The 24437-nt window shown below is 71.0% G+C and carries 21 protein-coding genes and 1 pseudogene; 15 read left to right on the top strand and 7 right to left on the bottom strand.

Annotated features, from left to right (window positions below; translation table 11 throughout):
• Nucleotides 1-38: 38 nt before the first annotated feature.
• The 4 genes from ACGFU7_RS04405 to sucD all read left to right on the top strand — a co-directional run bounded on the left by ACGFU7_RS04405 (nt 39) and on the right by sucD (nt 4742).
• Nucleotides 39-986 carry a hypothetical protein gene (locus ACGFU7_RS04405; protein ID WP_393692214.1) on the top strand — a complete coding sequence of 316 codons (948 nt, stop codon included), beginning with the start codon at nt 39-41 and terminating at the stop codon, nt 984-986.
• Nucleotides 987-1092: 106 nt separating this feature from the next.
• Complete coding sequence (locus tag ACGFU7_RS04400) at nt 1093-2355, top strand: hypothetical protein (protein WP_393692212.1); 1263 nt, start codon at nt 1093-1095, stop codon at nt 2353-2355.
• A 299-nt stretch (nt 2356-2654) separates the two neighbouring features.
• Nucleotides 2655-3836, top strand: coding sequence for an ADP-forming succinate--CoA ligase subunit beta (gene sucC, locus ACGFU7_RS04395; RefSeq protein WP_393692210.1), 1182 nt, complete (start codon nt 2655-2657; stop codon nt 3834-3836).
• Nucleotides 3837-3857: 21 nt separating this feature from the next.
• Complete coding sequence (gene sucD / locus ACGFU7_RS04390; RefSeq protein ID WP_393692208.1) at nt 3858-4742, top strand: succinate--CoA ligase subunit alpha; 885 nt, start codon at nt 3858-3860, stop codon at nt 4740-4742.
• Nucleotides 4743-4852: 110 nt separating this feature from the next.
• On the opposite strand, the gene ACGFU7_RS04385 is transcribed toward sucD, so the two are convergent.
• Complete coding sequence (locus tag ACGFU7_RS04385) at nt 4853-6244, bottom strand: sigma factor-like helix-turn-helix DNA-binding protein (protein WP_393692206.1); 1392 nt, start codon at nt 6242-6244, stop codon at nt 4853-4855.
• 124 nt (nt 6245-6368) lie between these two features.
• Between ACGFU7_RS04385 and ACGFU7_RS04380 the strand changes: the two genes are divergently transcribed.
• Nucleotides 6369-8096, top strand: coding sequence for a DUF6350 family protein (locus tag ACGFU7_RS04380; RefSeq protein ID WP_393692865.1), 1728 nt, complete (start codon nt 6369-6371; stop codon nt 8094-8096).
• A gap of 4 nt (nt 8097-8100) precedes the next feature.
• On the opposite strand, the gene ACGFU7_RS04375 is transcribed toward ACGFU7_RS04380, so the two are convergent.
• A complete protein-coding gene (locus ACGFU7_RS04375) occupies nt 8101-9078 on the bottom strand; it encodes a hypothetical protein (protein ID WP_393692204.1) in 978 nt (325 codons plus the stop codon).
• Nucleotides 9079-9411: 333 nt separating this feature from the next.
• Here ACGFU7_RS04375 and purN point away from each other — a divergent pair, with 333 nt between their 5' ends.
• Together purN and purH are read left to right on the top strand one after the other, a co-directional pair.
• Complete coding sequence (gene purN / locus ACGFU7_RS04370; protein WP_393692202.1) at nt 9412-10068, top strand: phosphoribosylglycinamide formyltransferase; 657 nt, start codon at nt 9412-9414, stop codon at nt 10066-10068.
• Nucleotides 10055-11608 carry a bifunctional phosphoribosylaminoimidazolecarboxamide formyltransferase/IMP cyclohydrolase gene (gene purH / locus ACGFU7_RS04365; protein WP_393692200.1) on the top strand — a complete coding sequence of 518 codons (1554 nt, stop codon included), beginning with the start codon at nt 10055-10057 and terminating at the stop codon, nt 11606-11608. The genes purN and purH overlap by 14 nt, the downstream gene beginning before the upstream one ends.
• Nucleotides 11609-11716: 108 nt before the next feature.
• Here purH and ACGFU7_RS04360 read toward each other — a convergent pair whose 3' ends face one another.
• Nucleotides 11717-12304, bottom strand: coding sequence for a hypothetical protein (locus ACGFU7_RS04360; RefSeq protein WP_393692198.1), 588 nt, complete (start codon nt 12302-12304; stop codon nt 11717-11719).
• A 237-nt stretch (nt 12305-12541) separates the two neighbouring features.
• Here ACGFU7_RS04360 and ACGFU7_RS04355 point away from each other — a divergent pair, with 237 nt between their 5' ends.
• The 5 genes and pseudogenes from ACGFU7_RS04355 to ACGFU7_RS04335 all read left to right on the top strand — a co-directional run bounded on the left by ACGFU7_RS04355 (nt 12542) and on the right by ACGFU7_RS04335 (nt 17816).
• Nucleotides 12542-13405 carry a bifunctional methylenetetrahydrofolate dehydrogenase/methenyltetrahydrofolate cyclohydrolase gene (locus ACGFU7_RS04355; protein ID WP_393692196.1) on the top strand — a complete coding sequence of 288 codons (864 nt, stop codon included), beginning with the start codon at nt 12542-12544 and terminating at the stop codon, nt 13403-13405.
• 29 nt (nt 13406-13434) lie between these two features.
• Entirely contained in the window at nt 13435-14178 is a 744-nt protein-coding gene (locus tag ACGFU7_RS04350) for a DUF3017 domain-containing protein (RefSeq protein ID WP_393692194.1), read from the top strand.
• 396 nt (nt 14179-14574) lie between these two features.
• Nucleotides 14575-15084: pseudogene (locus ACGFU7_RS04345) on the top strand (helix-turn-helix domain-containing protein); the annotation flags it as partial.
• A 247-nt stretch (nt 15085-15331) separates the two neighbouring features.
• Nucleotides 15332-16321, top strand: a complete 990-nt coding sequence (locus tag ACGFU7_RS04340) for a malate dehydrogenase (protein ID WP_393692192.1) — start codon at nt 15332-15334, stop codon at nt 16319-16321.
• Between the two features lie 118 nt (nt 16322-16439).
• A complete protein-coding gene (locus ACGFU7_RS04335) occupies nt 16440-17816 on the top strand; it encodes a B12-binding domain-containing radical SAM protein (protein ID WP_393692190.1) in 1377 nt (458 codons plus the stop codon).
• Between the two features lie 48 nt (nt 17817-17864).
• Here ACGFU7_RS04335 and ACGFU7_RS04330 read toward each other — a convergent pair whose 3' ends face one another.
• On the bottom strand, nt 17865-18605 hold the full coding sequence (locus tag ACGFU7_RS04330; protein WP_393692188.1) for an isocitrate lyase/phosphoenolpyruvate mutase family protein: 741 nt from the start codon (nt 18603-18605) through the stop codon (nt 17865-17867).
• A gap of 51 nt (nt 18606-18656) precedes the next feature.
• The gene (locus ACGFU7_RS04325) at nt 18657-19169 is read right to left on the bottom strand and encodes a carboxymuconolactone decarboxylase family protein (RefSeq protein ID WP_393692186.1); all 513 of its coding nucleotides are present in this window, start codon (nt 19167-19169) and stop codon (nt 18657-18659) included.
• A 47-nt stretch (nt 19170-19216) separates the two neighbouring features.
• Between ACGFU7_RS04325 and ACGFU7_RS04320 the strand changes: the two genes are divergently transcribed.
• Nucleotides 19217-20620: a PLP-dependent aminotransferase family protein gene (locus ACGFU7_RS04320; protein ID WP_393692184.1), complete on the top strand. Its 1404-nt coding sequence runs from the start codon at nt 19217-19219 to the stop codon at nt 20618-20620.
• Nucleotides 20621-20623: 3 nt separating this feature from the next.
• Here the strand turns inward: ACGFU7_RS04320 and ACGFU7_RS04315 are convergent, their stop codons facing one another.
• Nucleotides 20624-21487: a hypothetical protein gene (locus ACGFU7_RS04315; protein WP_393692863.1), complete on the bottom strand. Its 864-nt coding sequence runs from the start codon at nt 21485-21487 to the stop codon at nt 20624-20626.
• 126 nt (nt 21488-21613) lie between these two features.
• Here ACGFU7_RS04315 and ACGFU7_RS04310 point away from each other — a divergent pair, with 126 nt between their 5' ends.
• Nucleotides 21614-21889, top strand: coding sequence for a hypothetical protein (locus tag ACGFU7_RS04310; protein ID WP_393692182.1), 276 nt, complete (start codon nt 21614-21616; stop codon nt 21887-21889).
• Between the two features lie 6 nt (nt 21890-21895).
• A complete protein-coding gene (locus tag ACGFU7_RS04305; protein WP_393692181.1) occupies nt 21896-23104 on the top strand; it encodes a glutathionylspermidine synthase family protein in 1209 nt (402 codons plus the stop codon).
• 28 nt (nt 23105-23132) lie between these two features.
• Here the strand turns inward: ACGFU7_RS04305 and rocD are convergent, their stop codons facing one another.
• Nucleotides 23133-24338, bottom strand: a complete 1206-nt coding sequence (gene rocD / locus ACGFU7_RS04300) for an ornithine--oxo-acid transaminase (RefSeq protein ID WP_393692179.1) — start codon at nt 24336-24338, stop codon at nt 23133-23135.
• Nucleotides 24339-24437 lie beyond the last annotated feature (99 nt).

Below are 24437 nucleotides of genomic sequence, written 5' to 3'. Positions count from 1 at the left end.
TCCGTGGTCCGCGCCATCCGGAGAGGGCTCATCCCCACGTGACCACCACAGCCGTTCGTTCCGCCACCGGCCCGCGCCCCAGGCGCGGGCCGGCCGGCCGGCGAGCGCTGCAGGTGGTGCTGTTCCTCGGCGGGCTGCTGGCCCTGGGCCTGCTCTTCGGGACGCGGGCCCAGGCGGCACAGCAATCCGCTCCGCCGCTCCCCGGCACGGGGACGACGATCACCCACGCGGCAGGCACGGCAGCGGAAGCCGGAACGGACCCCGTACGCACGGCCGCTGAGCCGAGCGCGCGAGAGGTCGCGGATACGGTCACCGACGCGAAGACAGGCCCGGCGGACACCCCGCGCACCGAGCGTCCCGGCAAGGCCGCTACAGCCCCGGCCGTCCACCCGCCCGCCCAACCGGCGTCCCGCCGCACTGTTTCCCTCGTCGCCCGGCCGGCTGTCGGGACGGTCCGCGCCACAGCCCGGCCACTCGCCCAACAGGCCCAACAGGTCGACAACGCGGCCGGGATGCTCCTCCGCACGGTGGCCACCGGCGTCGTCGGCGCGCTCCCCGACGGGTTGCTGCCGCCGACATTGCCGCACAACCACACCCCCACGGGTCCGCCCGCCGACCCGCACCGGGTCCCCGGCTCCGCCGACGACAGCGCGCGAACCCTCGTAACGCACCCCATCCGTACGTACACCCCTGCGGCGACAGCCGGTCCGGGCGGGTTCTCCCGGCTGAGCGACACAGCGGTGCGTGGCGCCCAACGGGCCTCCGCGCCGGTATCCCGGCCGATGTCCGAGCGGGCACCGCACGATCCCGCCCGCGGTCTCGGCCGTTCCGCATCCGCCGAGGCCCACGCGCCGCGCAACGGCGACCAGCACGCCGTCCCGCTCGCGGGCGGTTCTTCCTTCGGACTCATACGCGGTGCCGGCCTCCCGGCGACCGCCGCACCGGTCCGCGACAGATCCGGCGACATCCTCGAATTCCCCGGCTAGGGCAGCCCGTTCCCCCGCCCCGACCTGCCGCGCGGGGGCGGAACAGGTCTGCCCGCCGTCCGGACAGCTCCGGACCGCCGAAACGAATTCGAAGGATCTGACACACATGCACAAGAACATCCGCCGTTCCATAGCTGTTGCCGCCACCGCCACCGGAATGTGGGCCCTCGGCACCGCCGCAGCCAGCGCGGACGAGCTGCCCGTCTCCGTTCCGCTGTCCACCCCCGACCACTCGGTCGACGCCGCCGACGTGGTCAACGGAGTCGACGGGGCCGAGGAAGTCGGGAGCCTCACGGACCTCGGGAACAGCAAGGACCTCGGCAGTCTCGCGGACCTCGGCAACCTCAAGGACACCGTCGGGACGAAGGTCACCGGGGTGAAGGGCGCGGTCGCGGCGAAGGCCGCCGAAGCGACGTCCGCAGCCGAGGGCGCCACGGCCGCCGAGCAGGCCGGCCGGGCCAAGGCGGCCCAGGACCAGGTCACGGGCGCCGCGGACGAGGCCACCGGCACGCTCCACGACGCAATCAGCCGGTCCGACGTCCTGGCCCCGCAGGGCATCCTGGACGAGCAGCTCCCGCAGGGTGTCCAGGCCGCACCCGAGGCGCCCATCGACTACCTCTTCGGCCCGATCGAGCAGATCCCCGGCTACGCCGACTACACCAGCTACGCCGACTACACCAGCTACACCGGCTACGCACGGACGACGGCACCCGACGCTCTGACCACCGCGCAGGGCATGGCCCAAAGCACCGCCCGAAGCGCTGCCGGGAGCACCACCGGGACCGTCACCCGGTCCACCGCCCAGGCCGAGCCGGTTGTCGGCCAGACCGCGGACGCCGTGCTGCCGCCCGTCGCCGCCGACGCCGTCTCCACGGTGCTGCCGGTCGTCGGCCAGGCGCTCGGCGATGTCTCCACCCTTGTCCAGGGTGTGGTCGCCGAGGTCACGCCGTTCGCCGAGGGCGTCGTGCAGCAGGCCGCGGTGCCCTTCGTGCAGGGTGTGGCGAACGAGGTCCAGCCGCTGGCCCAGGGCGTGACGGGCGCGGTCCAGCCGTTCGCCGCGGGCGTCACCTCCGAGGTGCAGCCGCTGGCCCAGGGTCTGACCGGGGACGCGGTCGCCCCGTTCGCACAGGGCGTCACCGGCCGGGTGATGCCGCTGGCGCACGGCGTCGGAGCCCAGGCGCAGCCGTTCGCGGGCGGCCTCGTCGGTACCGTCGGCGACGACGTCCGTCCCACTGTCGGGAACGCGGCGTACGGCGCCGAGGGCCTGACCTCGATCACTCCGGCGTATGTGACCGATGCGACAGGCTCGGTGCCCTCCTTCGGCGCTCCCGGGTTCAGCACTCCCGAGTACCCCGGCCGGAGCATCTGAGAACGGCGGCCCCGGACCGGCCGACCGGCCGGTCCGGGGCCCGTCCCCGCTGCACCGCACGAGTGCCCTTTTGTCCACTGCGACCCGGGCACCAGCGCGATCTGTGACCGTAATCACCGCTCAGGTGTGATCTGCGATTTAGGGTCACGCGGAGCGCGGGGATAACCTGCGGGATGGACATGCCGCGTACCCCGGGTCACCGTGTGCGCCTTCCTAGTGACAGAGCAGTCACGTTGCCCCTCGCGGCACGCCCACGCAGAAAACGAACCGCGAGACCATTGATTAAGGGACGGACGCGCGTGGACCTGTTCGAGTACCAGGCGAGGGACCTCTTCGCCAAGCACGGTGTACCGGTGCTGGCCGGTGAAGTCATCGACACGCCTGAGGCAGCCCGCGAGGCGACCGAGCGGCTGGGCGGCAAGTCGGTCGTCAAGGCGCAGGTGAAGGTCGGCGGCCGCGGCAAGGCCGGCGGCGTCAAGCTGGCCGCCACCCCCGACGAGGCGGTCGCCCGTGCGACCGACATCCTCGGCATGGACATCAAGGGCCACACGGTCCACAAGGTGATGATCGCCGAGACCGCGCCGGAGATTCTTGAGGAGTACTACGTTTCGTACCTCCTCGACCGCACCAACCGCACCTTCCTCGCCATGGCGTCCGTGCAGGGCGGCGTGGAGATCGAGGTCGTTGCGGAGGAGAACCCCGAGGCCCTCGCGAAGGTCCCGGTCGACGCCAACGAAGGCGTCTCGATCGAGAAGGCCCGCGAGATCGTCGCCCAGGCGAAGTTCCCGGCCGAGGTCGCCGAGAAGGTCGCCGCGGTCCTGGTGACCCTGTGGAAGACCTTCATCGCCGAGGACGCGCTCCTCGTCGAGGTCAACCCCCTCGCGAAGGTCGCCAACGGCGACATCATCGCGCTGGACGGCAAGGTGTCTCTCGACGAGAACGCCGACTTCCGTCAGCCCGAGCACGAAGCGCTCGAGGACAAGGCCGCAGCCAACCCGCTCGAGGCTGCCGCCAAGGCCAAGAACCTCAACTACGTCAAGCTCGACGGCGAGGTCGGCATCATCGGTAACGGTGCCGGTCTGGTCATGTCGACGCTGGACGTCGTCGCGTACGCCGGTGAGAACCACGGCAACGTGAAGCCCGCCAACTTCCTCGACATCGGTGGCGGCGCCTCCGCCGAGGTCATGGCGAACGGCCTGGAGATCATCCTCGGCGACCCGGACGTCAAGTCCGTCTTCGTCAACGTCTTCGGTGGCATCACCGCGTGCGACGAGGTCGCCAACGGCATCGTCCAGGCTCTTGAGCTGCTCAAGAGCAAGGGCGAGGCTGTCACCAAGCCGCTGGTCGTGCGCCTCGACGGCAACAACGCGGAGCTGGGTCGCAAGATCCTTTCCGACGCCAACCACCCGCTCGTTCAGCGCGTGGACACCATGGACGGCGCGGCCGACAAGGCCGCCGAGCTCGCCGCGGCTGCGAAGTAAGGGACGAGGGACTCCAACACCATGGCTATCTTCCTCACCAAGGACAGCAAGGTCATCGTCCAGGGGATGACCGGTGCCACCGGCATGAAGCACACCAAGCTCATGCTGGCTGATGGCACCAACATCGTCGGCGGCGTGAACCCGCGCAAGGCCGGTACGTCCGTCGACTTCGACGGCACCGAGGTACCCGTCTTCGGCTCCGTCGCCGAGGCGATCGAGAAGACCGGCGCGGACGTGTCCGTTCTCTTCGTGCCGCCGGCCTTCGCCAAGGCCGCCGTCGTCGAGGCGATCGACGCCGAGATCCCGCTCGCTGTCGTGATCACCGAGGGCATTGCCGTCCACGACTCCGCCGCCTTCTGGGCGTACGCGGGCTCGAAGGGCAACAAGACCCGGATCATCGGCCCGAACTGCCCCGGCCTGATCACCCCCGGTCAGTCCAACGCCGGCATCATCCCGGGCGACATCACCAAGCCCGGCCGCATCGGTCTCGTGTCCAAGTCCGGCACGCTGACCTACCAGATGATGTACGAGCTCCGTGACATCGGCTTCTCGTCCGCCGTCGGCATCGGTGGCGACCCGGTCATCGGTACGACGCACATCGACGCCCTCGCGGCGTTCGAGGCCGACCCCGAGACCGACCTGATCGTGATGATCGGCGAGATCGGCGGCGACGCCGAGGAGCGTGCGGCCGACTTCATCGCGAAGAACGTCACCAAGCCGGTCGTCGGTTACGTCGCGGGCTTCACCGCCCCCGAGGGCAAGACCATGGGCCACGCCGGCGCCATCGTCTCCGGCTCCTCCGGCACCGCGCAGGCGAAGAAGGAGGCCCTTGAGGCCGCTGGCGTCAAGGTCGGCAAGACGCCGACCGAGACCGCCAAGCTGGCGCGCGAGATCCTCAGCGCCTGATCTCTGCTCCACAGCCGTATCGCGTCACCGCACAGACGGCGCGGGCCCGTACCCCGGTCAGGGGTACGGGCCCGCGCCGTCTCTGTCTCTCCGTCTGCCGGCGCTCCAGGTCAGCCGGCGTCGGGGACCAGCCGGGCCGGACCCTGTACGAGCTCGCCCCGAAGCTTCTTCTGCAGCTTCAGGTCCTGCGGCGTCAGCTGCTGCGGACCGCTTCGTGGCGGCACCCCGCCGACCTGCTGAGCGGGTGACTCCGGGGTTTCGTACCGGGTCGGAGCCGTCGCCAGGGTGAACAGCGTCAGACCGATGAGCAGCACCGTGAAGGAGATGGCCGCTCTGGTCCACAACTGGGCCTTGCGCTCGCTGTCCGTACGGATCATGTCGGGCGCGGGGAGCGAGGCGGCGGGCTGGGCCTGGGCGAGTGCGCCGAGCTGTTGATGCAGGAGCGCCGACTGCTCGGTGGGGGACGACGGTTCCGCCGGCTCCGGCAGCCGCTCGGCGACCGCGGCACGTGCGTTCATCAGCCTGCTCGCCGCCGCCGGGGTGCTGGCCTCCGTCTCCGCCGCGGTCTCCGGCAGATCCAGGCCGACACCGTCGTGGAGCAGCAGGGTGCGGCGGTACGACGGCGGCAGGTCGAGCAGCGCGTCGAGCAGTGCGCGCGCACCGGGTTCGGCGGGCGGCGGGTCGAGCTCGCGGTGCGTGCGGCGCAGCCGGTGCCAGGGCGACATCGCGTACTCGTGCGCGGCGGCCCGCACCCAGCCCACCGGATCCCCGTCCACCGCGACCTCCGGCCAGCGCTCCCAGGCCCGCGCGAAGGCCCGCGCGACGGACTCCTGGGAGAGGTTCCGGTGCCCGGTCAGCAGAAACGTCTGGCGGAAAAGGGCGGCGGCGCAGCTCTTGTACAAGGCATCGAATGCCTCGGCCGGTGCTTCAAGTGCTTCAGGCACTTCAGGCGCGACGCGGGTGGCGGATGCGTCGTCCATGACGGATGCGCCGGGTGCGCCGGGTGCGCCGGATGCGCCGGATGGGTCGGGGAGTTCGGGGGTGGTGCCCGGCTCGGTCGGGGCCATGGCGGTGCTCCCGGTGGCTTCGACGGGGGTCGGCGGACTGGACAGCGGACGGGACGGCGGCTTCGTGGACGTCACCGGTTTCGTGGACGCCACCGGCTTGGACGACCTCGCGACCGTCGTCGGCGTCGCCGGGCGGGCCGCCCGTTTGACGGCGGCCTTCGGCCGGATGTTCGGAGCGGCGGACTTGATCCGGGTATTCGGAGGAGTGGCCTCCGGGCCCGTCCGGCCGCCGCTGATCAGCCTGGCGTACGCCTCACGCTTGCGCCCCCGGGGCGTGGCGCGACCCGTCTCCCAGGACTGGACCGTGGCCTGGGCGACGCCCACCACCGTCGCGACCTGCTCTTCACTCAGCGAGTTCGCCTCACGCAGTCTGCGTCGCTCCTTGGGGGAGGGGAGCGGATGGGCAGCGGCCGCACCGGTCGAGCTATGCGTCATGAAGGATCCCCCGCGAGCCTGCACTGGGTGAAAAGTACATAAACGTATATTGGGCGACACAGCGGCTGTTCGCCCGTTACACGGAATAAGGGCGTGTCGTTGGGAGCATGGCCGTGTGACCCAAGTGACCGAACGCAGCCCGTCGTTGCCGACAGAGCAGGGCCGGTCCGCCGTGCTGGCCTTCACCTTCCTGCGTGGGGCGCTTGCGGCCGGGCTGGGGCTGGGCGCACTCACCGTGCTCGTCATGGTGCTGTGGATCAGCTCCCCGGCCCCCGACGACGGCCCCGGCGGGGCCCTCCACACGGCGGCCGGGTTGTGGCTGCTTGCCCACGGCGCCGAGCTGATCAGAACCGACACGCTCGGCGGTGCCCCGGCCCCGGTCGGCCTCGTTCCGCTGCTGCTCGCCGTGGTGCCGGTGTGGCTGGTGCACCGCGCGGCCCGGGATGCCCTGGAGTGCGACGAGGGGCGGCGGGCGCCCTCGGCGGCGGGCGCGTTCGCCACGGTCAGCAGTGGATATCTGCTGGTCGGGGCCGCTGTCGCGCTCTATGCGCGAGGTGGTTCGCTGCCTGCGTACGCACCCTCGTTGCTCTTCCCTTCGGCCGTTGTGGTGACGGGCGCGGCGGCTGCCGGGGTCTGGACGGCATCCGGGCGTCCGATCGCGCCGCCGTCCTGGGCGCCGTTGCGCCTGCACGAGAAGCTGGCGCGTACCCGGTTCGGGGAGCGTGCGGAGACGGTGTACCGGTCGGCCGCGGCCGGGGTGGCGGTGCTGCTCGGCGGCGGGGCGCTGCTCGTCGCGGTGGCGCTGGTGTGGCACGCGCAGCCGGCTCAGCAGTCGTTCGTCCAGCTCTCGGGCGACTGGACGGGCCGGGTCTCGGTACTTCTGCTCGCACTGGTGCTGGTGCCGAATGCGGCGGTGTGGGGTGCCGCGTACGGACTCGGGCCGGGCTTCGCGCTCGGTACGGCGTCCACGGTCACCCCGCTCGCCTTCTCGGGGCGCCCGGCACTGCCCGTCTTCCCCCTGCTTGCCGCGGTGCCGGCCCAGGGTCCGGGGACGGTCCTGAACTGGGCGGCCGGTGCGGTGCCGGTCGCGGCCGGGGCGACGGTCGCCTGGTTCACGGTACGGAGGGCCGCGCCCGCCCACGCCGCACGGGAGGAGATGTGGAGCCTGCGGGAGACCGCGCTGACGGCCGGGCTGGGGGCGGTGGGGTGCGGGGTCGGTACGGCGGTGCTGGCCGCGGCGGCGGGGGGACCGCTCGGCACCGGGGCGCTGACGGAGTTCGGCCCGGTGTGGTGGCTGACGGGTACGGCGGCCGCGGCCTGGACGGCGTTGCTCGGCGTCCCCGGGGCGCTGCTGCTCCGGGCCTGGCGGCTGCGGGACGGCGACGGGGGCCGGTGGGTGCGACGACCGGTGGAGGAGACGGCAGCGGCGGAGTGTGCGCCCGCCGCTCAGACGCCTGCGAAGGGCCCCGAGAAGGTACCCGAGGAGCCGGGTGGCGGCGGCCGACGGTGGTGGCAGCGGCACGGGCGCCGGGACGAGGGCGAGGCGGTCGAGCCGGCATCCGCTCCGGGAGCCGCGCCCGCGCCCGTGCCCGTACCCGTGCCCGTACCCGTACCCGTGCCCGTATCCGTTCGCGCCTCCGGGGACGTACCTGCCACGGCGGCTTCCCTCGCGACCGGCGGCGCTGCGTCGGCGTTCCCGTCGGACGGGAAGTCGGACGGGAAGTCGGGCGGGAAGAGCTCGGACGGGAAGAGCGGGAACTCCGAGCCGTACGACTTCCTGCCGAGCGACCCCTGGCACGAACGGACGGCCCGGCCTCGGGAGGCCGGGCCGTCCGGATCCGTGAATCCGTGAAGTGTCAGTTCTTGACGCCGAAGAAGGGCTCCAGCGGCTTCGGCAGCAGGTCGTTGCAGGCCAGCTGGCCGGACTTGGTCAGGGCGTCGTTCACACAGGTGTAGTAGTCGCGGTAGACGAGCTGCACCGTGAACGTCGTCGCGACGATCGAGAGCGCGAGCAGCGCCGTCACCAGGCCGCTGACCGCAGCTGTGGTCTGCTGCCTGCCGTAGCCCGGAGCGGCGGGGGCGCCGGGCACGGACCCGGGCGCGGACGCCGGAACACGCCCGGAGCCGGAACCCTGAAGGGGGCCGACAGTCGGCGCACCGGACGCCGGGGCCGGCCCGGCTGCTCCGGCGGAGCCGCCGGGCGCGGACGCGCCCTTCGGCTTCGCCCGGAGCGAGCTGATCGACCAGTACACGGCGAGTGCGCCGAGCAGCAGGGCGATTTCCGGGAAGTCGAAGAGCGCGAAGAAGAAGGCCCACATGCCGCAGAGCAGCGCGTAGCGTGCGCGGCGCTGGGCGGGGTCGGTCGGATCCCAGCGCATTCCGCCGGGGCTGCCCTCGGGGCGGCCCTGGCCGTTCGGCCCGCCCTGGCTTCCGGGACGTCCGCCGAAGCCGCCGCTCTGGCGGCCGGGCTGTTGGCTGCTCCACTGGCCGCCCCAGGCCGGCCGGTCGTCGGAGGAGCCGCCCTCGGGCGACCCGTCGCCGTCGCCCCGGCCCCCGTTCCCTTGACCGTTGTTGCCGTTGCCGTTGCCGGCGTTCGAAGGGTGGCGGGGCTGCCAGGGCTGGTCGGGCCGGTCCTCGGGCGGTGCGGCGAACGGGTTGTCGTCCGCGGGGCCGGAAGACCCCGACGAACCGGAGGAACCGGAAGAAGAACCGGAGGAACCGGAGGAACCAGAAGAAGAGGAATGGCCCGTGGGGGACTGGCGCTCCCGCAGCAGCAGTGAGGTCCGCTCGGGCAGCGGGTGGCGGAAGGCGGTGCGGCGGCGTCGGTCCGGCATATGGTGAACGTCTTCCCCATCTCGTCATTTCCGCCCTGCGGACGGTTCGCTGTCCCCTGACGCTACCTCCCGGCCAGGAGGGGCCGAAAGCTGGGAGCGCGGCGCAGGTTGGCAGATACCCATCACCCGGACCCTCTCGCGCTTCGCCGCGGCCGGCTTGCCGCCTCTCACCCCCGTCCCGTGGGGGTCCCCCGAGGTGCCGGTATCGTTGCTGACGGTCGGCTCGTTCGTAGAGTTCCCCGTATCGAGGGGCTCCATTCTTTCGTACGACCATACAAATCAGCGTTGATTTGCTTCACCACGCGAGTTCACCACGCGAGAAAGGGCCCAGCCGTGGCCTCCCCGCCCCCCTCCGCAGCACCGGCCCGTCTGGTCGTGCTGGTCTCCGGCTCCGGTACGAACCTCCAAGCCCTGCTCGACGCCATCGGCGACGACCCCGAGGGCTTCGGCGCACAGGTCGTCGCGGTCGGCGCCGACCGGTCCGGCATCGTCGGTCTGGAGCGGGCGGAGCGCGCCGGACTGCCGACCTTCGTGTGCAGGGTCAAGGACCACGCCACCCGCGAGGAGTGGGACGCGGCGCTCGTGGCCGCGACGGCCGAACACCGCCCGGACCTCGTGGTGTCCGCCGGATTCATGAAGATCGTGGGCAAGGAGTTCCTCGCCCGGTTCGGTGGCCGGTTCATCAACACCCACCCCGCCCTGCTCCCCAGCTTTCCCGGTGCCCACGGGGTGCGTGACGCACTCGCGTACGGCGTGAAGGTCACCGGGTGCACCGTCCACTTCGTCGACGACGGTGTCGACACCGGCCCGATCATCGCGCAGGGCGTGGTCGAGGTGGCCGAAGCGGACACGGCGGAGGGCGAAGCCGCTCTCCACGAACGCATCAAGGAAGTCGAGCGCAAGCTGCTCGTCGAGGCCGTGGGGCGGCTCGCCCGCGACGGCTATCGCATTGAGGGACGAAAGGTTCATCTCGGTCATGTCGGTGAATAAGCCCATCCGCCGCGCCCTGGTCAGTGTCTACGACAAGACAGGGCTCGAAGACCTCGCCCGCGGTCTGCACGAGGCGGGTGTCGAGCTCGTCTCCACCGGCTCCACCGCCGGGAAGATCGCCGCTGCCGGGGTGCCGGTCACCAAGGTCGAGGAGCTCACCGGCTTCCCCGAGTGCCTCGACGGCCGCGTCAAGACGCTGCACCCGCGCGTCCACGCCGGCATCCTCGCGGACCTGCGACTTGACGCCCACCGCGAGCAGCTCGCCGAACTCGGTGTGGAGCCGTTCGACCTGGTGGTCGTCAACCTCTACCCGTTCAAGGAGACCGTCGCCTCCGGCGCTTCCGCCGACGAGTGCGTGGAGCAGATCGACATCGGCGGCCCGTCCATGGTCCGCGCCGCCGCCAAGAACCACCCGTCCGTGGCCGTCGTCACCAGCCCCGGGCGGTACGCCGACGTCCTCGCCGCGGTCAAGGCGGGCGGCTTCGACCTGACCGCCCGCAAGCGGCTGGCCGCCGAGGCGTTCCAGCACACCGCCGCGTACGACGTGGCCGTGGCCTCCTGGTTTGCGGACGAATACGCCGCCGCCGACGACTCGGGCTTCCCGGACTTCTTCGGTGCGACGTACGAGCGCAAGAACGTCCTGCGGTACGGCGAGAACCCGCACCAGCCCGCCGCGCTCTACACCTCCGGCGCCGGTGGCCTGGCCGAGGCGGAGCAGCTGCACGGCAAGGAGATGTCGTACAACAACTACACGGACACCGACGCTGCGCGCCGGGCCGCGTACGACCACGCCGAGCCGTGCGTCGCGATCATCAAGCACGCCAACCCGTGCGGCATCGCGATCGCCGACGACGTCGCCGAGGCGCACCGCAACGCGCACGCCTGCGACCCGCTGTCGGCCTTCGGCGGTGTCATCGCCGTCAACCGTCCGGTGACCGTCGCCATGGCGGAGCAGGTCGCGGAGATCTTCACCGAGGTCATCGTCGCCCCGGCGTACGAGGACGGCGCGGTCGAGGTCCTCGCCCGCAAGAAGAACATCCGCGTGCTGCGCTGCCCCGACGCCCCGACCTCCACGGTCGAGGTCAAGCCGATCGACGGCGGCGCGCTGCTCCAGGTCACCGACCGCCTCCAGGCCGACGGCGACGACCCGGCCAACTGGACCCTCGCCACCGGTGAGGCCCTCTCCGAGGACGAGCTGAAGGAGCTCGCCTTCGCGTGGAAGGCCTGCCGTGCGGTCAAGTCCAACGCGATCCTGCTCGCCAAGGGCGGCGCCTCGGTCGGCGTCGGCATGGGCCAGGTCAACCGCGTCGACTCCGCGAAGCTCGCCGTCGAGCGGGCAGGCGAGGAGCGGGCACGGGGCGCGTACGCCGCCTCCGACGCGTTCTTCCCGTTCCCGGACGGGCTGGAGATCCTGACCGCGGCCGGCATCAAGGCCGTGGCCCAGCCGGGCGGTTCGGTCCGCGACGAGCTGGTCGTCGAGGCCGCGAAGAAGGCGGGCGTGACGATGTACTTCACGGGTACGCGGCACTTCTTCCACTGACACTGCCCCGGCAGAACGACCGAAGGCCGTACCCCCGCGCACGTGCGGGGGTACGGCCTTCGTGTGATTCCGGTGCCGCGACTGCGGGCCGGCCGGCCCGCAGTCGGATCAGTACTGCGGCTGCTGCTGGCGGTTGAACCAGGCGCTGCCGTCGGCCCTCGCGACGAAGACGATGATCAGCACGGCGAGAACCGTGTGGACGAGACCGAAGATGACGAACGGGTAGATACCGAGAATCGCGGTGATCGCACCGAAGACGATCGCCGTGATGCGGATGCCGTTGGTCCCCTTGCCGAACTTCACGGCGAGGAACACGGCAAAGGCGCCCCACAGCACTGCGAAGACCACGATGCCCCACAGGGCACTGCCGGAGTAGTCGGCAAGCTGCTGGAACTGAACGTCGTCCTTGAGTGTCGCGTCGTTCTTGGCGGCGTTCACGGCCGCGGCGGCGATCGCGAAGATGACCGCGCCGATGACCTGCAGGCCGGTGATCACGTAGAGCATGACGCGGGCTGCCTTCACGCCGCCCGGCATCTCGGTGGGCACACCGGGGAAGCCGTATCCGCCCTGCACGGGCGGGGCCGCCGGGTAGCCGCCCTGCGGCACGCCCTGCGGGGCCTGCTGCGGGTAGCCGTACCCCGGCTGCCCGCCCTGCTGCTGCTGGCCGTAGGGGTTGTTCGGGTCGCCGAAGCTCATGGCGAATTTCCTCCGTTGTAAAAAGTGCGGGGACGACGCGGTCCGGGCGGAGGAAACATGCGCAATGAGTACGGTCTGTCCCCCCGACACTGTCCGCGGTACTGCGCGGCTCATCGTTGTCTTGACATCGGCTTTTTGTCCAGCCGATTGCCGAATGCGTTGTGCAAGCGCAATCTGGTGGCCATGGTCGGCACCCAGAATTGGTATGCGGGTGGGGTCATCCGCGAGTATGGGGACATGACTGCCCAGATTCTCGATGGCAAGGCCACCGCAGCCGCGATCAAGTCCGATCTGACCGTCCGCGTGGCGGCCCTCAAGGCGCAGGGCATCACCCCTGGCCTGGGAACCCTGCTCGTCGGGGACGACCCGGGCAGCCGGTGGTACGTGAACGGCAAGCACCGTGACTGCGCGCAGGTCGGCATCGGCTCCATTCAGCGCGAACTCCCCGACACCGCCACCCAGGAGGAGATCGAGGACGTCGTACGGGAGCTCAACGCCAATCCCGAGTGCACGGGTTACATCGTGCAGCTTCCCCTCCCCAAGGGGATCGACACCAACCGTGTCCTGGAGCTGATGGATCCGGCCAAGGACGCCGACGGCCTCCACCCGATGAACCTCGGCCGGCTCGTACTGAACGAGTCGGGCCCGCTGCCCTGCACCCCGCAGGGTGTCGTCCAGCTGCTCCGCCACCACGACGTGGAGATCAACGGGGCGCATGTCGTGGTCGTCGGCCGCGGTGTCACCATCGGCCGCTCGATCCCGCTGCTGCTGACCCGTAAGTCCGAGAACGCCACCGTCACCCAGTGCCACACCGGTACGCGTGACCTCTCCGCCCAGCTCAAGCAGGCCGACATCATCGTCGCCGCCGCCGGAGTGCCGCACATCATCAAGCCCGAGGACGTGAAGCCGGGCGCGGCCGTGCTCGACGTCGGCGTCAGCCGGGACGAGAACGGCAAGATCGTCGGGGACGTCCACCCGGGCGTGGCCGAGGTCGCCGCCTGGATCTCCCCGAACCCGGGCGGTGTCGGCCCGATGACCCGCGCCCAGTTGCTCGTCAACGTGGTCGAGGCGGCCGAGCGCAACGCAGCCGACGCCGTCTGAGCCGGCTGACCCGATCCGGAAGGAATCCCATGGGTGCTGGTACGAGTCCGGCCGACCCGGCCGCCGAGGCGGACCGGACGTCCCCGGTGCCGTCGGAGGCGGACGTCTCCGGCGCGGGTGCGGCGGATGAGGCTGCGCCGGATCGGGCTGCAATCCGTGAAGCAGCTGCGGCCCGAGAAGCCGCGCCCCGCGAGGGTGCTGCTCCGGAGGGCGCTGCTCGCGAGGGGACGGCCGTCCGGGCCGACGCGGACGCCGATGCGGGCGCCGGTGAGGACTCCGGCGACGCGGACCCGGGCGAGGACGCCCGCCCGGAGGCTGCCGCTGCAGCAGGTCCGGGCAGCAGTGCCCCGGCCGGCGCCCCGCACAGCGGTCCGCATCCGTCGCGGAGGTTCCCGTCGTTCACCCGGGACACCGCGCGTCCCGAGGGCGGTGGCCGGGCCGCGTCCGGGGACGCGCCCGCCCCGGCCCGGCAGTGGCCGCTGCTCGCCGTGCTCTGCACGGCCGGGATCGGGCTGCTGATCGTGGCCGTCGACCCCTTCGCCGAGGCCTTCAGGATCGGCACGATGCTGATCGGTGTGGCCCTCATCGGGGGTGCCGTGCTGCGGGTCGTGGTCCCGTCGGTGGGCATGCTGGCGGTCCGTTCCCGTTTCACCGACCTGGTGACGTACGGGCTGCTCGGCTTCCTCATCGTGATGCTCGCGCTGGTGGCGCAGCCCGAGCCGTGGCTGGACGTTCCGTTCCTGGAGGACGCGGTCCACTTCACGATCCGCTGAGGCCGTCCGTACGGCCGAACCGCTTTCGGACGGTGTCCGTCCCCTCCCCCGAGAAGGGACGGACACCCGAGGGCGGGGGCCACCGAAACGCAGGCGCTCCGGAATATGGTGACTTGAGCGGCCTTGCCCCCGTCCTGACTTCAGCCTCGTGGACGGCGAGGAGCGGTACAAGAGAACCCTGTGGCCTGTGGCACGGAAGTGACCATTCCGCCACGGTGTGATCGCGACGCAACGGAGTGATCGGCACGCAACGGTGACGCCGGGGGCGTGCGCGGGTGCGGCCGGAGTCCCGAACGCCCCCGTGCGCCCCGTCTCCTGGAACTGTCGTCCAGCGTTCGTGCGTACTCCTGGGTAGTCCAGAACGGAAGAAGATCCGGATCTGGGCAAGGGGAAGCAATGCCTCGTTGGAAGGCGCTGTCGGACGAACTCGACCCGCAGGTCAGGGAGTTTGCCGGCCAGCTGCGCAGGCTCGTCGACCGCGGAGGGCTGAGCATCGCCGCCGTGGCCGACCGCACGGGTTACAGCAAGACGTCGTGGGAGCGCTATCTGAGCGGACGTCTGCTCGCGCCCAGAGGAGCGATAGTCGCTCTCGCCGAGGCGACGGGCACCGATCAGGTGCATCTGACGACCATGTGGAAGCTGGCGGAGCGGGCCTGGAGCCGTTCCGAGATGTGCCAGGACGAGATGCACCAGGACGAGATGCACCAGGACGAGATGCACCAGGACGAGATGCGCCGGGACATGACGATGGAGCCCATCCGGATCTCCCAGGCGCGTGCGGCGCTCCCGCCGGTGCCGCAACAGCCATCGCAAGTGGGTCGTCCGGGTGGCGGCCGCAGACGACTGGCCGTGTTCCTCGCGGGGGCGGTCGGCGCCTTGCTCGTACTGGCCGGGGCGGTGCTGCTGACCGTAGCGATGCGGTGACGATGACGGTGACGGCAAGTCACACCACCGAGCGACCGCCTCCCGGGTGACCGGATACGGCCGGGTGAGCGCTGCGTGACGGGTTGTGTGCGGTGCCACAGGGGGCCGGGCGGCCGGGAGGTTCCGGGTCGGATAGCCTGATCGCTGGATATCTCTTCACATCAAGATTCAGGGATGTCCAGCACCAGGGGCAGGGACCCCCACCGCCAGCTGTCTAACGGAGATCGCCATGACCCGCACTCCCGTGAATGTCACCGTGACCGGCGCAGCCGGCCAGATCGGCTACGCGCTGCTCTTCCGCATCGCCTCCGGCCACCTGCTCGGCCCGGACGTGCCGGTCAACCTGCGCCTCCTGGAGATCCCGCAGGGGCTGAAGGCCGCCGAGGGCACCGCGATGGAGCTCGACGACTGCGCCTTCCCGCTGCTGCGCAACATCGAGATCACCGACGACCCCAATGTCGGCTTCGCCGGTGCCAACGTCGCCCTCCTGGTCGGCGCCCGCCCGCGTACGAAGGGCATGGAGCGCGGCGACCTGCTCTCCGCCAACGGCGGCATCTTCAAGCCGCAGGGCAAGGCCATCAACGACAACGCCGCGGACGACATCAAGGTCCTCGTCGTCGGCAACCCGGCCAACACCAACGCGCTCATCGCGCAGGCCGCCGCCCCGGACGTACCGGCTGAGCGCTTCACCGCGATGACCCGCCTCGACCACAACCGCGCGATCTCGCAGCTGGCCGCCAAGACCGGTGCCGCCGTCTCCGACATCAAGAAGCTGACGATCTGGGGCAACCACTCGGCGACCCAGTACCCGGACATCTTCCACGCGGAGGTCGCCGGCAAGAACGCCGCCGAGCTCGTCAACGACGAGGCGTGGCTGGCCGACACCTTCATCCCGACCGTCGCCAAGCGCGGCGCCGCGATCATCGAGGCCCGTGGCGCGTCCTCGGCCGCCTCCGCAGCCAACGCCGCCATCGACCACATCCACACCTGGGTCAACGGCACCGCCGCGGGCGACTGGACCTCCATGGGTATCCCGTCGGACGGCTCCTACGGCGTGCCCGAGGGCATCATCTCGTCCTTCCCGGTTACCACGAAGGACGGCAAGTACGAGATCGTCCAGGGCCTGGACATCAACGAGTTCTCCCGTACGCGCATCGACGCGTCGGTGAAGGAGCTCACCGAGGAGCGCGACGCGGTTCGCGAGCTCGGCCTGATCTGATCCGTACGCCTCCGAGGCGTACCCCACCGCCCCGGCAGCAGTCGCTGCCGGGGGCGGCTGCGTCAGTATGCGGCCGTGGCCGGGAACTGACCGCAGGGTGTGCGCAGTCTGGGCTGTCATGCGCGTGACGATGATTCTTCCGGCCCTGACCGAGGCGACCAGCCCGCTGTTCCGGCCCATCAAGTACTCGCTCTTCCCGCCGCTCGGCCTGGCGACCCTCGCCGGCTATCTGGACCCGGACGACGACGTGACGCTCCTCGACGAGCATGTCGAGCGGGTCGACATCGAGGCGCTCGACAGCCCCGATCTGCTGGTCGTCCAGCCGTACATCACCTCCGCCCGGCGCGGCTACGAGATAGCCGACCACTTCCGTGCCCGCGGCGTCCACGTCGCCATGGGCGGCCTCCATGTGACCTCGCTCCCGGACGAGGCCGCGGCACACGCCGACACGATCTTCACGGGGCCGGGGGAGGACACCTGGCCGCTGTTCCTGAAGGAGTTCCGGGACGGTGTGCCGGGCCGCAGATACGACTCCGAGCTGCGCACCCTGGCCGGACTGCCGCCCGTGCGACGGGACCTGATCAAGCGGCATCTGTATCTGGTGCCCAACTCGATCGTCGTCTCGCGCGGCTGCCCGCACCACTGCGACTTCTGTTACAAGGACGCCTTTTTCGAGGGCGGCAAGTCCTTCTACACCCAGACCGTGGACGACGCCCTCGCCGAGATCGAGCGGCTGCCCGGCAGACATCTGTACTTCCTCGACGACCATCTGCTCGGCAACCGGCGGTTCGCGGAGGCGCTCTTCGACGGGATGGCCGGAATGGGACGGCTCTGGCAGGCGGCCGGCACCGTGAAGTCCGTACTCCAGCCCGATCTGCTGGAGCGGGCCGTGGACGCGGGGCTGCGCAGCCTGTTCGTCGGCTTCGAGACCGTCAACAGCGCGAACCTCGCCGAGCGGCGCAAGGACCAGAACATCGGCAAGGACTACGCGGCAGCCGTGCGCCGTCTCCATGACGCCGGCGTCATGGTCAACGCCAGCTTCGTCTTCGGGCTCGACCACGACGGCCCGGACGTCTTCGACCGTACGGTGGAGTGGGCCGTCGGGCAGGGCATCGAGACGGCCACCTTCCACATCATGACGCCGTACCCGTCCACCGGTCTGTGGAAGCAGATGGAGGCCGAGGACCGGATCGTCCACCGGGACTGGGACCTCTACGACACCCGCCATGTCGTCCACCGCCCGAAGGGAATGACTCCGCGTCAACTGGAGGACGGTTACTGGCGGGCGTACCGCGACTTCTACCGGTGGTCCAACATCTGGCGCGGCGCGGCCGCCCAGCCGGGCACGCACGAGCGCCTGCGGCATCTGGCGTACGCGGGCGGCTGGAAGAAATTCGAGCCCGCCTGGGACGCCCTGATCCGCTCCCGCAACGTCGTGCGGGCCATGCCGATGCTGGAACGGACCCTGGCGGCCTTCGGCGGCAGACAGCCCTGACCGTGTCCGGTCACCGGGCCCGGTCGCCGGGCACGGCGACCGGGGGGCCTACCCCTTCCGCAGCTCGTCGGCGATCTCGCGTACGGCTGCCATGGCCCGGCGCTGCAGCCCGGGGCCGAAAGTGATCCGGGTGGCGCCCAGCTCCCCCAGCCGTCGCGGGGCCGGACCGTCCGGCCGGGCAAGGGCGTTGAGCGGGGCCGGGACGGCGGCGGCCAGCCGGGGCAGGGCCTCGGGCGGGGCCGCGATCGGGTAGACGCAGTCAGCGCCCGCCGCCACGTACAGCAGGGCGCGGCGAACCGTCTCCGCCTCCGTCTCCTCGTCCGTGCCGTCGGGGACGCCGTGGATGTATGTGTCGACGCGGGCGTTGACGAAGAGCCGGTCGCCCGCGACCGCCCGCACCTCCGCCAGCCGGTCCGCCTGCCGCTGGGCATCGACGAGGGTGCCGCCGTCCGAGTCCTCCAGATTGCAGCCGACGGCCCCGGTGTCGAGGAGGCGTTCCACGAGTTCCTTCGGCGCCAGCCCGTAACCCGTCTCGATGTCCGCCGAGACAGGGACTGCGGCCGGGACGGCGCGCACGATCCTGGCCACGGCCGCGAACATCTCGGCGGCGGGCGTCGCCCCGTCCTCGTATCCGAGTGAGGCCGCGACCCCGGCGCTGGGCGTGGCGAGCGCCGGGAAGCCCGCATCGGCGAAGGCGCGGGCGCTCGCCGCATCCCATGGGCCGGGGAGGACCAGGGGGTCGCCGGGGGCACGGTCGTGGTGCAGGGCGCGGAGGGCGGAGGCAGTCATCGCGGGGCTCCCGAAGGGCGGTCCGAGGGGCGGGGCGGGGTGTGCGCGGGGTCAGTGCTTGATCTCGCCGGGCTTGTAGTGACCGGGGACCAATCGGGTGGTCACGGCGAACCGGTTCCAGGCGTTGATCGTCGTGATCGCGGCGATCAGATGGGCGAGCTCGGTCTCGTCGAAGTGCTTGGCGGCCTTCTCCCACACCTCGTCCGGCACGAAGCCGTCGGTCAGCACGGTCACCGCCTCGGTCAGCTCGATGGCCGCGATCTCCTTGGGCGTGTAGAAGTGCTGCGACTCCTCCCACGCGCTGAGCTGGATGATCCGCTCGATGGACTCGCCCGCAGCGAGTGCGTCCTTGGTGTGCATGTCGAGGCAGAACGCGCAGTGGTTGAGCTGCGAGGACCGGATCTTCACCAGCTCCCCGATGACCGGGTCGAGGCCCCTGCGGGACGCCGCGTCCAGCCGGACCATGGCCTTGTAGACATCGGGGGCGAGCTCGGCCCAGTTCATGCGGGGGGTGTGCTCGGGGTTGAGTCCGGAGGTCGGGTGGTGGTGCTCGTGCGTCGTCATGGGTACGACGTTACGGCGTGGATGGCGCAGCGGTATGGTCCATTTCCATGAGGGATTCCTGGGCCACTTTCGGTGCCGACCTGCATCTTGAAACAACGGGTGCGGCAGGGCTGCGGGCCGGGCTCATGGACGCCCTGCGCGAGGCCGTACGGACGGGGCGGCTGGCGCCCGGCACCCGGCTGCCGTCCTCCCGCAGCCTCGCCGTCGACCTCGGCATCGCCCGGAACACCGTCGCCGACGCGTACGCGGAGCTGGTCGCCGAGGGGTGGCTCACCGCCCGGCAGGGTTCGGGGACCAGGGTGGCGCAGCGGGCCGAGCCGCGCCGGGCGGCCACCAGGGCGGTGCGGTCCCGGCCGGTGCGGTCCCGTCCCGCCCACAACCTGCTGCCCGGATCGCCCGACCTCTCGACGTTCCCCCGCGCCGACTGGCTCAAGGCGGCCCGCCGCGCCCTGACCGCCGCACCCAACGACGCCTTCGGGTACGGCGATCCGCGCGGACGCATCGAGCTGCGCACCGTACTCGCCGACTATCTGGCCCGCGCCCGCGGTGTCCACGCGGACCCGGAACGGATCGTGATCTGCGCCGGATTCGTGCAGGCGCTGAAGCTGATGGGGACGGTGCTGCGCAAGCGGCGGGTGCGGGAGGTGGCCGTCGAGTCGTACGGACTGGACCTGCACTGGAACCTGCTCGCGGACGCCGGGCTGCGCATGCCCTGTCTGCCGGTCGACGGTCTCGGGGCCAGGACCGGTGAGCTGGCCGGACTGCGCGGCGTGGGCGCGGTCCTGATGACGCCCGCGCACCAGTTCCCGACGGGGGTTCCGCTCCATCCCGACCGGCGGGCCGCGGCGGTCGACTGGGCGCGTGGTACGGGCGGGCTGATCCTGGAGGACGACTACGACGGGGAGTTCCGCTACGACCGGCAGCCGGTCGGTGCGCTCCAGGGCCTCGATCCCGAACATGTCGTACACCTGGGGACGACGAGCAAGTCGCTGGCGCCGGGGCTGCGGCTGGGATGGATGGTGCTCCCGGAGAACCTGGTGGGGGAGGTGGCCGAGGCCAAGGGGCTGAGCGACTGGTCGTCGAGCGCGCTGGAACAGCTGACGCTCGCGGAGTTCATCGAATCGGGTGCGTACGACCGTCATGTGCGCTCGATGCGGCTGCGCTACCGCCACCGTCGCGACCAGCTCGTCGCGGTGCTGGCGGAACGGGCCCCCGATGTCCGGATCAGTGGTATCGCCGCCGGACTGCATGCCGTACTCGAACTCCCGGAGGGCAGCGAGCCATCGGTGATGCGGGCGGCCGCCTGGCAGGGGCTGGCGCTGGAGGAGATCTCGCGCTTCCGGCACCCGGAGGCGGCGCCGGGGCGTGACGCACTGGTCATCGGCTACGGGACACCGACCGACAGCGCCTGGACGGGCGCACTGGACGCACTCTGCCGGGTGCTGCCCTAGGTCCTACAGCCTTCCGGGGACGGTCGGTCCGGCCGGTTCGGGGGTGTCCGCCGGGGCCTCGCCGAACCGGGCCAGGGCCAGCGCGCCCGCCACCGCCACCACGAAACCGGCGACCGCCAGCCAGCCGAGGCCCTCGCGGGTACGGTCCCCGAGCCAGATGACGCCCACCAGCGCCGGGCCGATCGTCTCGCCGAGCACCATGCCGGCCGTCGCCGTCGTCACCGAACCGCGCTGCAGCGCCGAGGTGAGCAGCAGGAACGCCGAACCGCCGCCCAGCAGCAGCGCGTACACGGCCGGGTTGGCGAGCAGCGCCGACGGGGACACGTCGTCGATCAGCCGGACCGTGACCTCCACCACCCCGAAACCGCACCCCGCGCCGAGCCCCAGAACGAGAGCCCGCGACGTTTCCGGGAGGCGCCCGGCCGCCGAGCCGATCAGCAGAATGCCTAGGGAGATCCCCAGCATCGTCCAGCCCAGGGCCGCCGAACCGGCCTTGTGGCCCTCACCGCCGGAGGCGAGCCCCAGCATGCCCAGGCCCGCGCAGACGACGCCGACCGCGGTCCACTCGACGCCGCTCAGCCGCACCTTGAGAAGCCGGGCGGCGACTACCGCCGTCACCGCGAGACTCGCGGCCAGGGCGGCGCCTACCGCGTAGATCGGCAGGGACCGCAGGGCGATGATCTGGAGGACGAAACCGCAGCCGTCGAGGGCGAGTCCGGCGAGGTAGCGCCACTGGCGCAGGGCGCGCAGCAGCAGCGCCGGATCGACCCCCGCGTCCGACCCCGGCTCGGCGGCGGCCCGCGAGGCGACGGCCTGGAGGACGGAGGCCGTACCGAAGCAGACGGCGGCGCCGAGCGCGCAGATCATTCCGAAGAACACAGAGGGACTCTACTTGCGGACGTTCGGTGCACCCGCTTTCGGCCTCGGTCGGCGGCCATCTAATCTGACAAGTGGCCACACTGGCTTGATTCGTACGACGGGGGAGACGGAAACATGGCCATACGCAGGCTGAGGTCGAGCACGGTGGTGCTCGGCGGCATGGGGGTGCTCGCGGCGATGATCACCTCCTGCGGTTCGGAACCGGACAAGCGGTGCGTCGACCCGCTGACCCAGGACAAGCTGCCGAGTTACGAGTGCAAGAACAGCAGCGGCAATGGGTCGTACTACTACGGCGGCAGCAGCAAGAACGGCAAGGTGCAGGGCGGCAGCTTCAACAAGTCCGCGGTCGACCGCGGCGGCTTCGGCTGCTCGGGCACCGGCGGCGGCTGAACCGGTATGGAGCGCCGCGCCACACAGCCGCGTCCCGGCTGGCAGCAGACGGTGGAGGAGCAGGGGCTCGTCTACCCTCTCACCCGCTACCCGGACGGGTCACTGCGCCCGTACTGGGACGAGAGCGCCTACTACGTCTTCTCGCTGCCCGAGGTCGAGGCACTGGAGGACGTCGTCGAGGAACTGCACACGATGTGTCTGGCCGCGGCCGCGCACATCGTGGAGCAGGACCGCTTCGCCGAGCTCGGCATCACCGACCGCCGGCTGGCCGGACTGATCGCCCGGTCCTGGCGCCGCCGTGACGAACTGCCGTCCCTGTACGGCAGGTTCGACCTGCGCTACGACGGGACCGGTCCGGCGAAGATGCTGGAGTACAACGCGGACACCCCCACCTCCCTGGTGGAGGCCGCGAGCGCCCAGTGGTTCTGGATGGAGGACCGCTTCCCGGGCGCCGACCAGTGGAACTCCCTGCACGAACGTCTCGTCGAGGCGTGGAAGCGGCAGGCCGCGCTGCTGCCGCCCGGACCGCTGCACTTCGCTCACTCCGACGGGGACGAACTGGGCGAGGACCTGATGACGGTCGCCTATCTGCGGGAGACCGCCGAACAGGCCGGCATCGACACGGAGGCGCTCTCCGTCGAACAGATCGGCTGGGACGGGCTGACCGGGCGGTTCGTCGACGAGCGGCTCCGCTTCATCCGCAGCTGCTTCAAGCTGTACCCGTGGGAGTGGCTGGCGACCGACCGGTTCGGGCCGCATGTGCTGGACACCCTGGACAACGGCGGCGGCACCGGCACCACCTGCTGGATCGAGCCCGCCTGGAAGATGCTCCTCTCCAACAAGGCGCTCCTGGCGATCCTCTGGGAGCTCTATCCGGGCCACCCGAATCTGCTCCCCTCCTATCTGGACGGCCCCCGTGAACTCGCGGCGACGGGTACGGGTGCGGGCGATGGAGGTGGCCCCGGCTACGTCGCCAAGCCGCTGCTCGGCCGTGAGGGGGCCGGGGTCACGATCCATGAGCCGGGAAGCCCCGCGGTGCTGCGGGACGAGCCGTGCTGCTACCAGGAACTGGCGCTGCTGCCGGACTTCGACGGCAACCGGGTGGTTCTGGGGGCGTGGGTCGTCGAGGACGAGGCGGCCGGGCTCGGCATCCGGGAATCGGCGGGGCCGGTCACGGACGAGTACGCCCGCTTCCTGCCTCACGTCATCCTCTAGGGCCTGCCCGGCGACCGACGACGGGACCTCAGCCGCGCAGTACGTCGCGGAGCTGCTCCAGTCCCCAGTCCAGGTCCTCCTTGCTGATCACCAGCGGCGGGGCGATCCGGATCGTCGAGCCATGGGTGTCCTTGACCAGCACCCCGCGGTCCATCAGCTTCTCGGAGATCTCCCGGCCGGTGCCGCGGCTCGGCGCGATGTCGACGCCCGCCCACAGCCCGCGGCCCCGTACCGCCTCCACCGCGCCCCCGCCCACCAGCAGCCCCAGCTCCTGGTGGAGGTGCTCGCCCAACTCGGTTGCCCGCTGCTGGAATTCGCCGGTACGAAGCATCGCGATGACCTCCAGCGCGACCGCGCAGGCAAGGGGATTCCCGCCGAACGTCGAACCGTGCTCACCGGGCCGGTACACCCCGAGCACGTCCTTCGACGAGACCACCGCGGACACCGGCACCACACCACCGCCCAACGCCTTGCCGAGCACGTACATGTCCGGCACGACACCCTCGTGCTCACAGGCGAAGGTCTTCCCGGTCCGGCCCAGGCCCGACTGGATCTCGTCCGCGATGAACAGCACATTCCGCTCACGGGTGAGTTCACGCACCCCGGGGAGATAGCCGGGCGGCGGCACCAGCACCCCGGCCTCGCCCTGGATCGGCTCCAGCAGCACCGCCACGGTGTTCTCGGTCATCGCCTCCGCGAGCGCGGTCAGATCCCCGTACGGCACGATCTCGAACCCCGGCGTGTACGGACCGAAGTCCTCCCGTGCCTCCGGGTCCGTGGAGAAGCTGATGATCGTCGTCGTCCGGCCGTGGAAGTTGTTCGCGGCGACGATGATCTTCGCCATGCCGTCCGGGACGCCCTTCACCCGGTAGCCCCACTTGCGGGCGGTCTTCACCGCGGTCTCCACGGCCTCCGCCCCGGTGTTCATCGGCAGCACCGTTTCCATGCCGCACAACTCGGCGAGCTGCGTACAGAAATCGGCGAACCGGTCGTGGTGGAAGGCGCGCGAGGTGAGGGTCACCCGCTCCAGCTGTGCCTTGGCCGCGTCGATCAGGCGCCGGTTGCCATGACCGAAATTGAGCGCCGAATATCCGGCGAGCATGTCGAGATAGCGCCGGCCCTCGACATCGGTCATCCAGGCCCCGTCCGCCGAAGCGACGACGACGGGCAGCGGATGGTAGTTGTGCGCGCTGTGCGCCTCGGCGGAGGCGATGGCAGTTTCCGTGGTCGACACGGGATCTCCGTTCGTCGTGCGGCGTGGGCGGAGGGTGGTGCCCACTTTGTATCGTCGGTCGGAACCCTGGCGAGGAAACCTTCAATTCACGGCGCGCCC

This window comes from Streptomyces sp. NPDC048473, from assembly GCF_043200155.1.
Taxonomy (GTDB): Bacteria; Actinomycetota; Actinomycetes; order Streptomycetales; family Streptomycetaceae; genus Streptomyces.
This window is presented reverse-complemented; position numbering and strand designations above follow the sequence as displayed.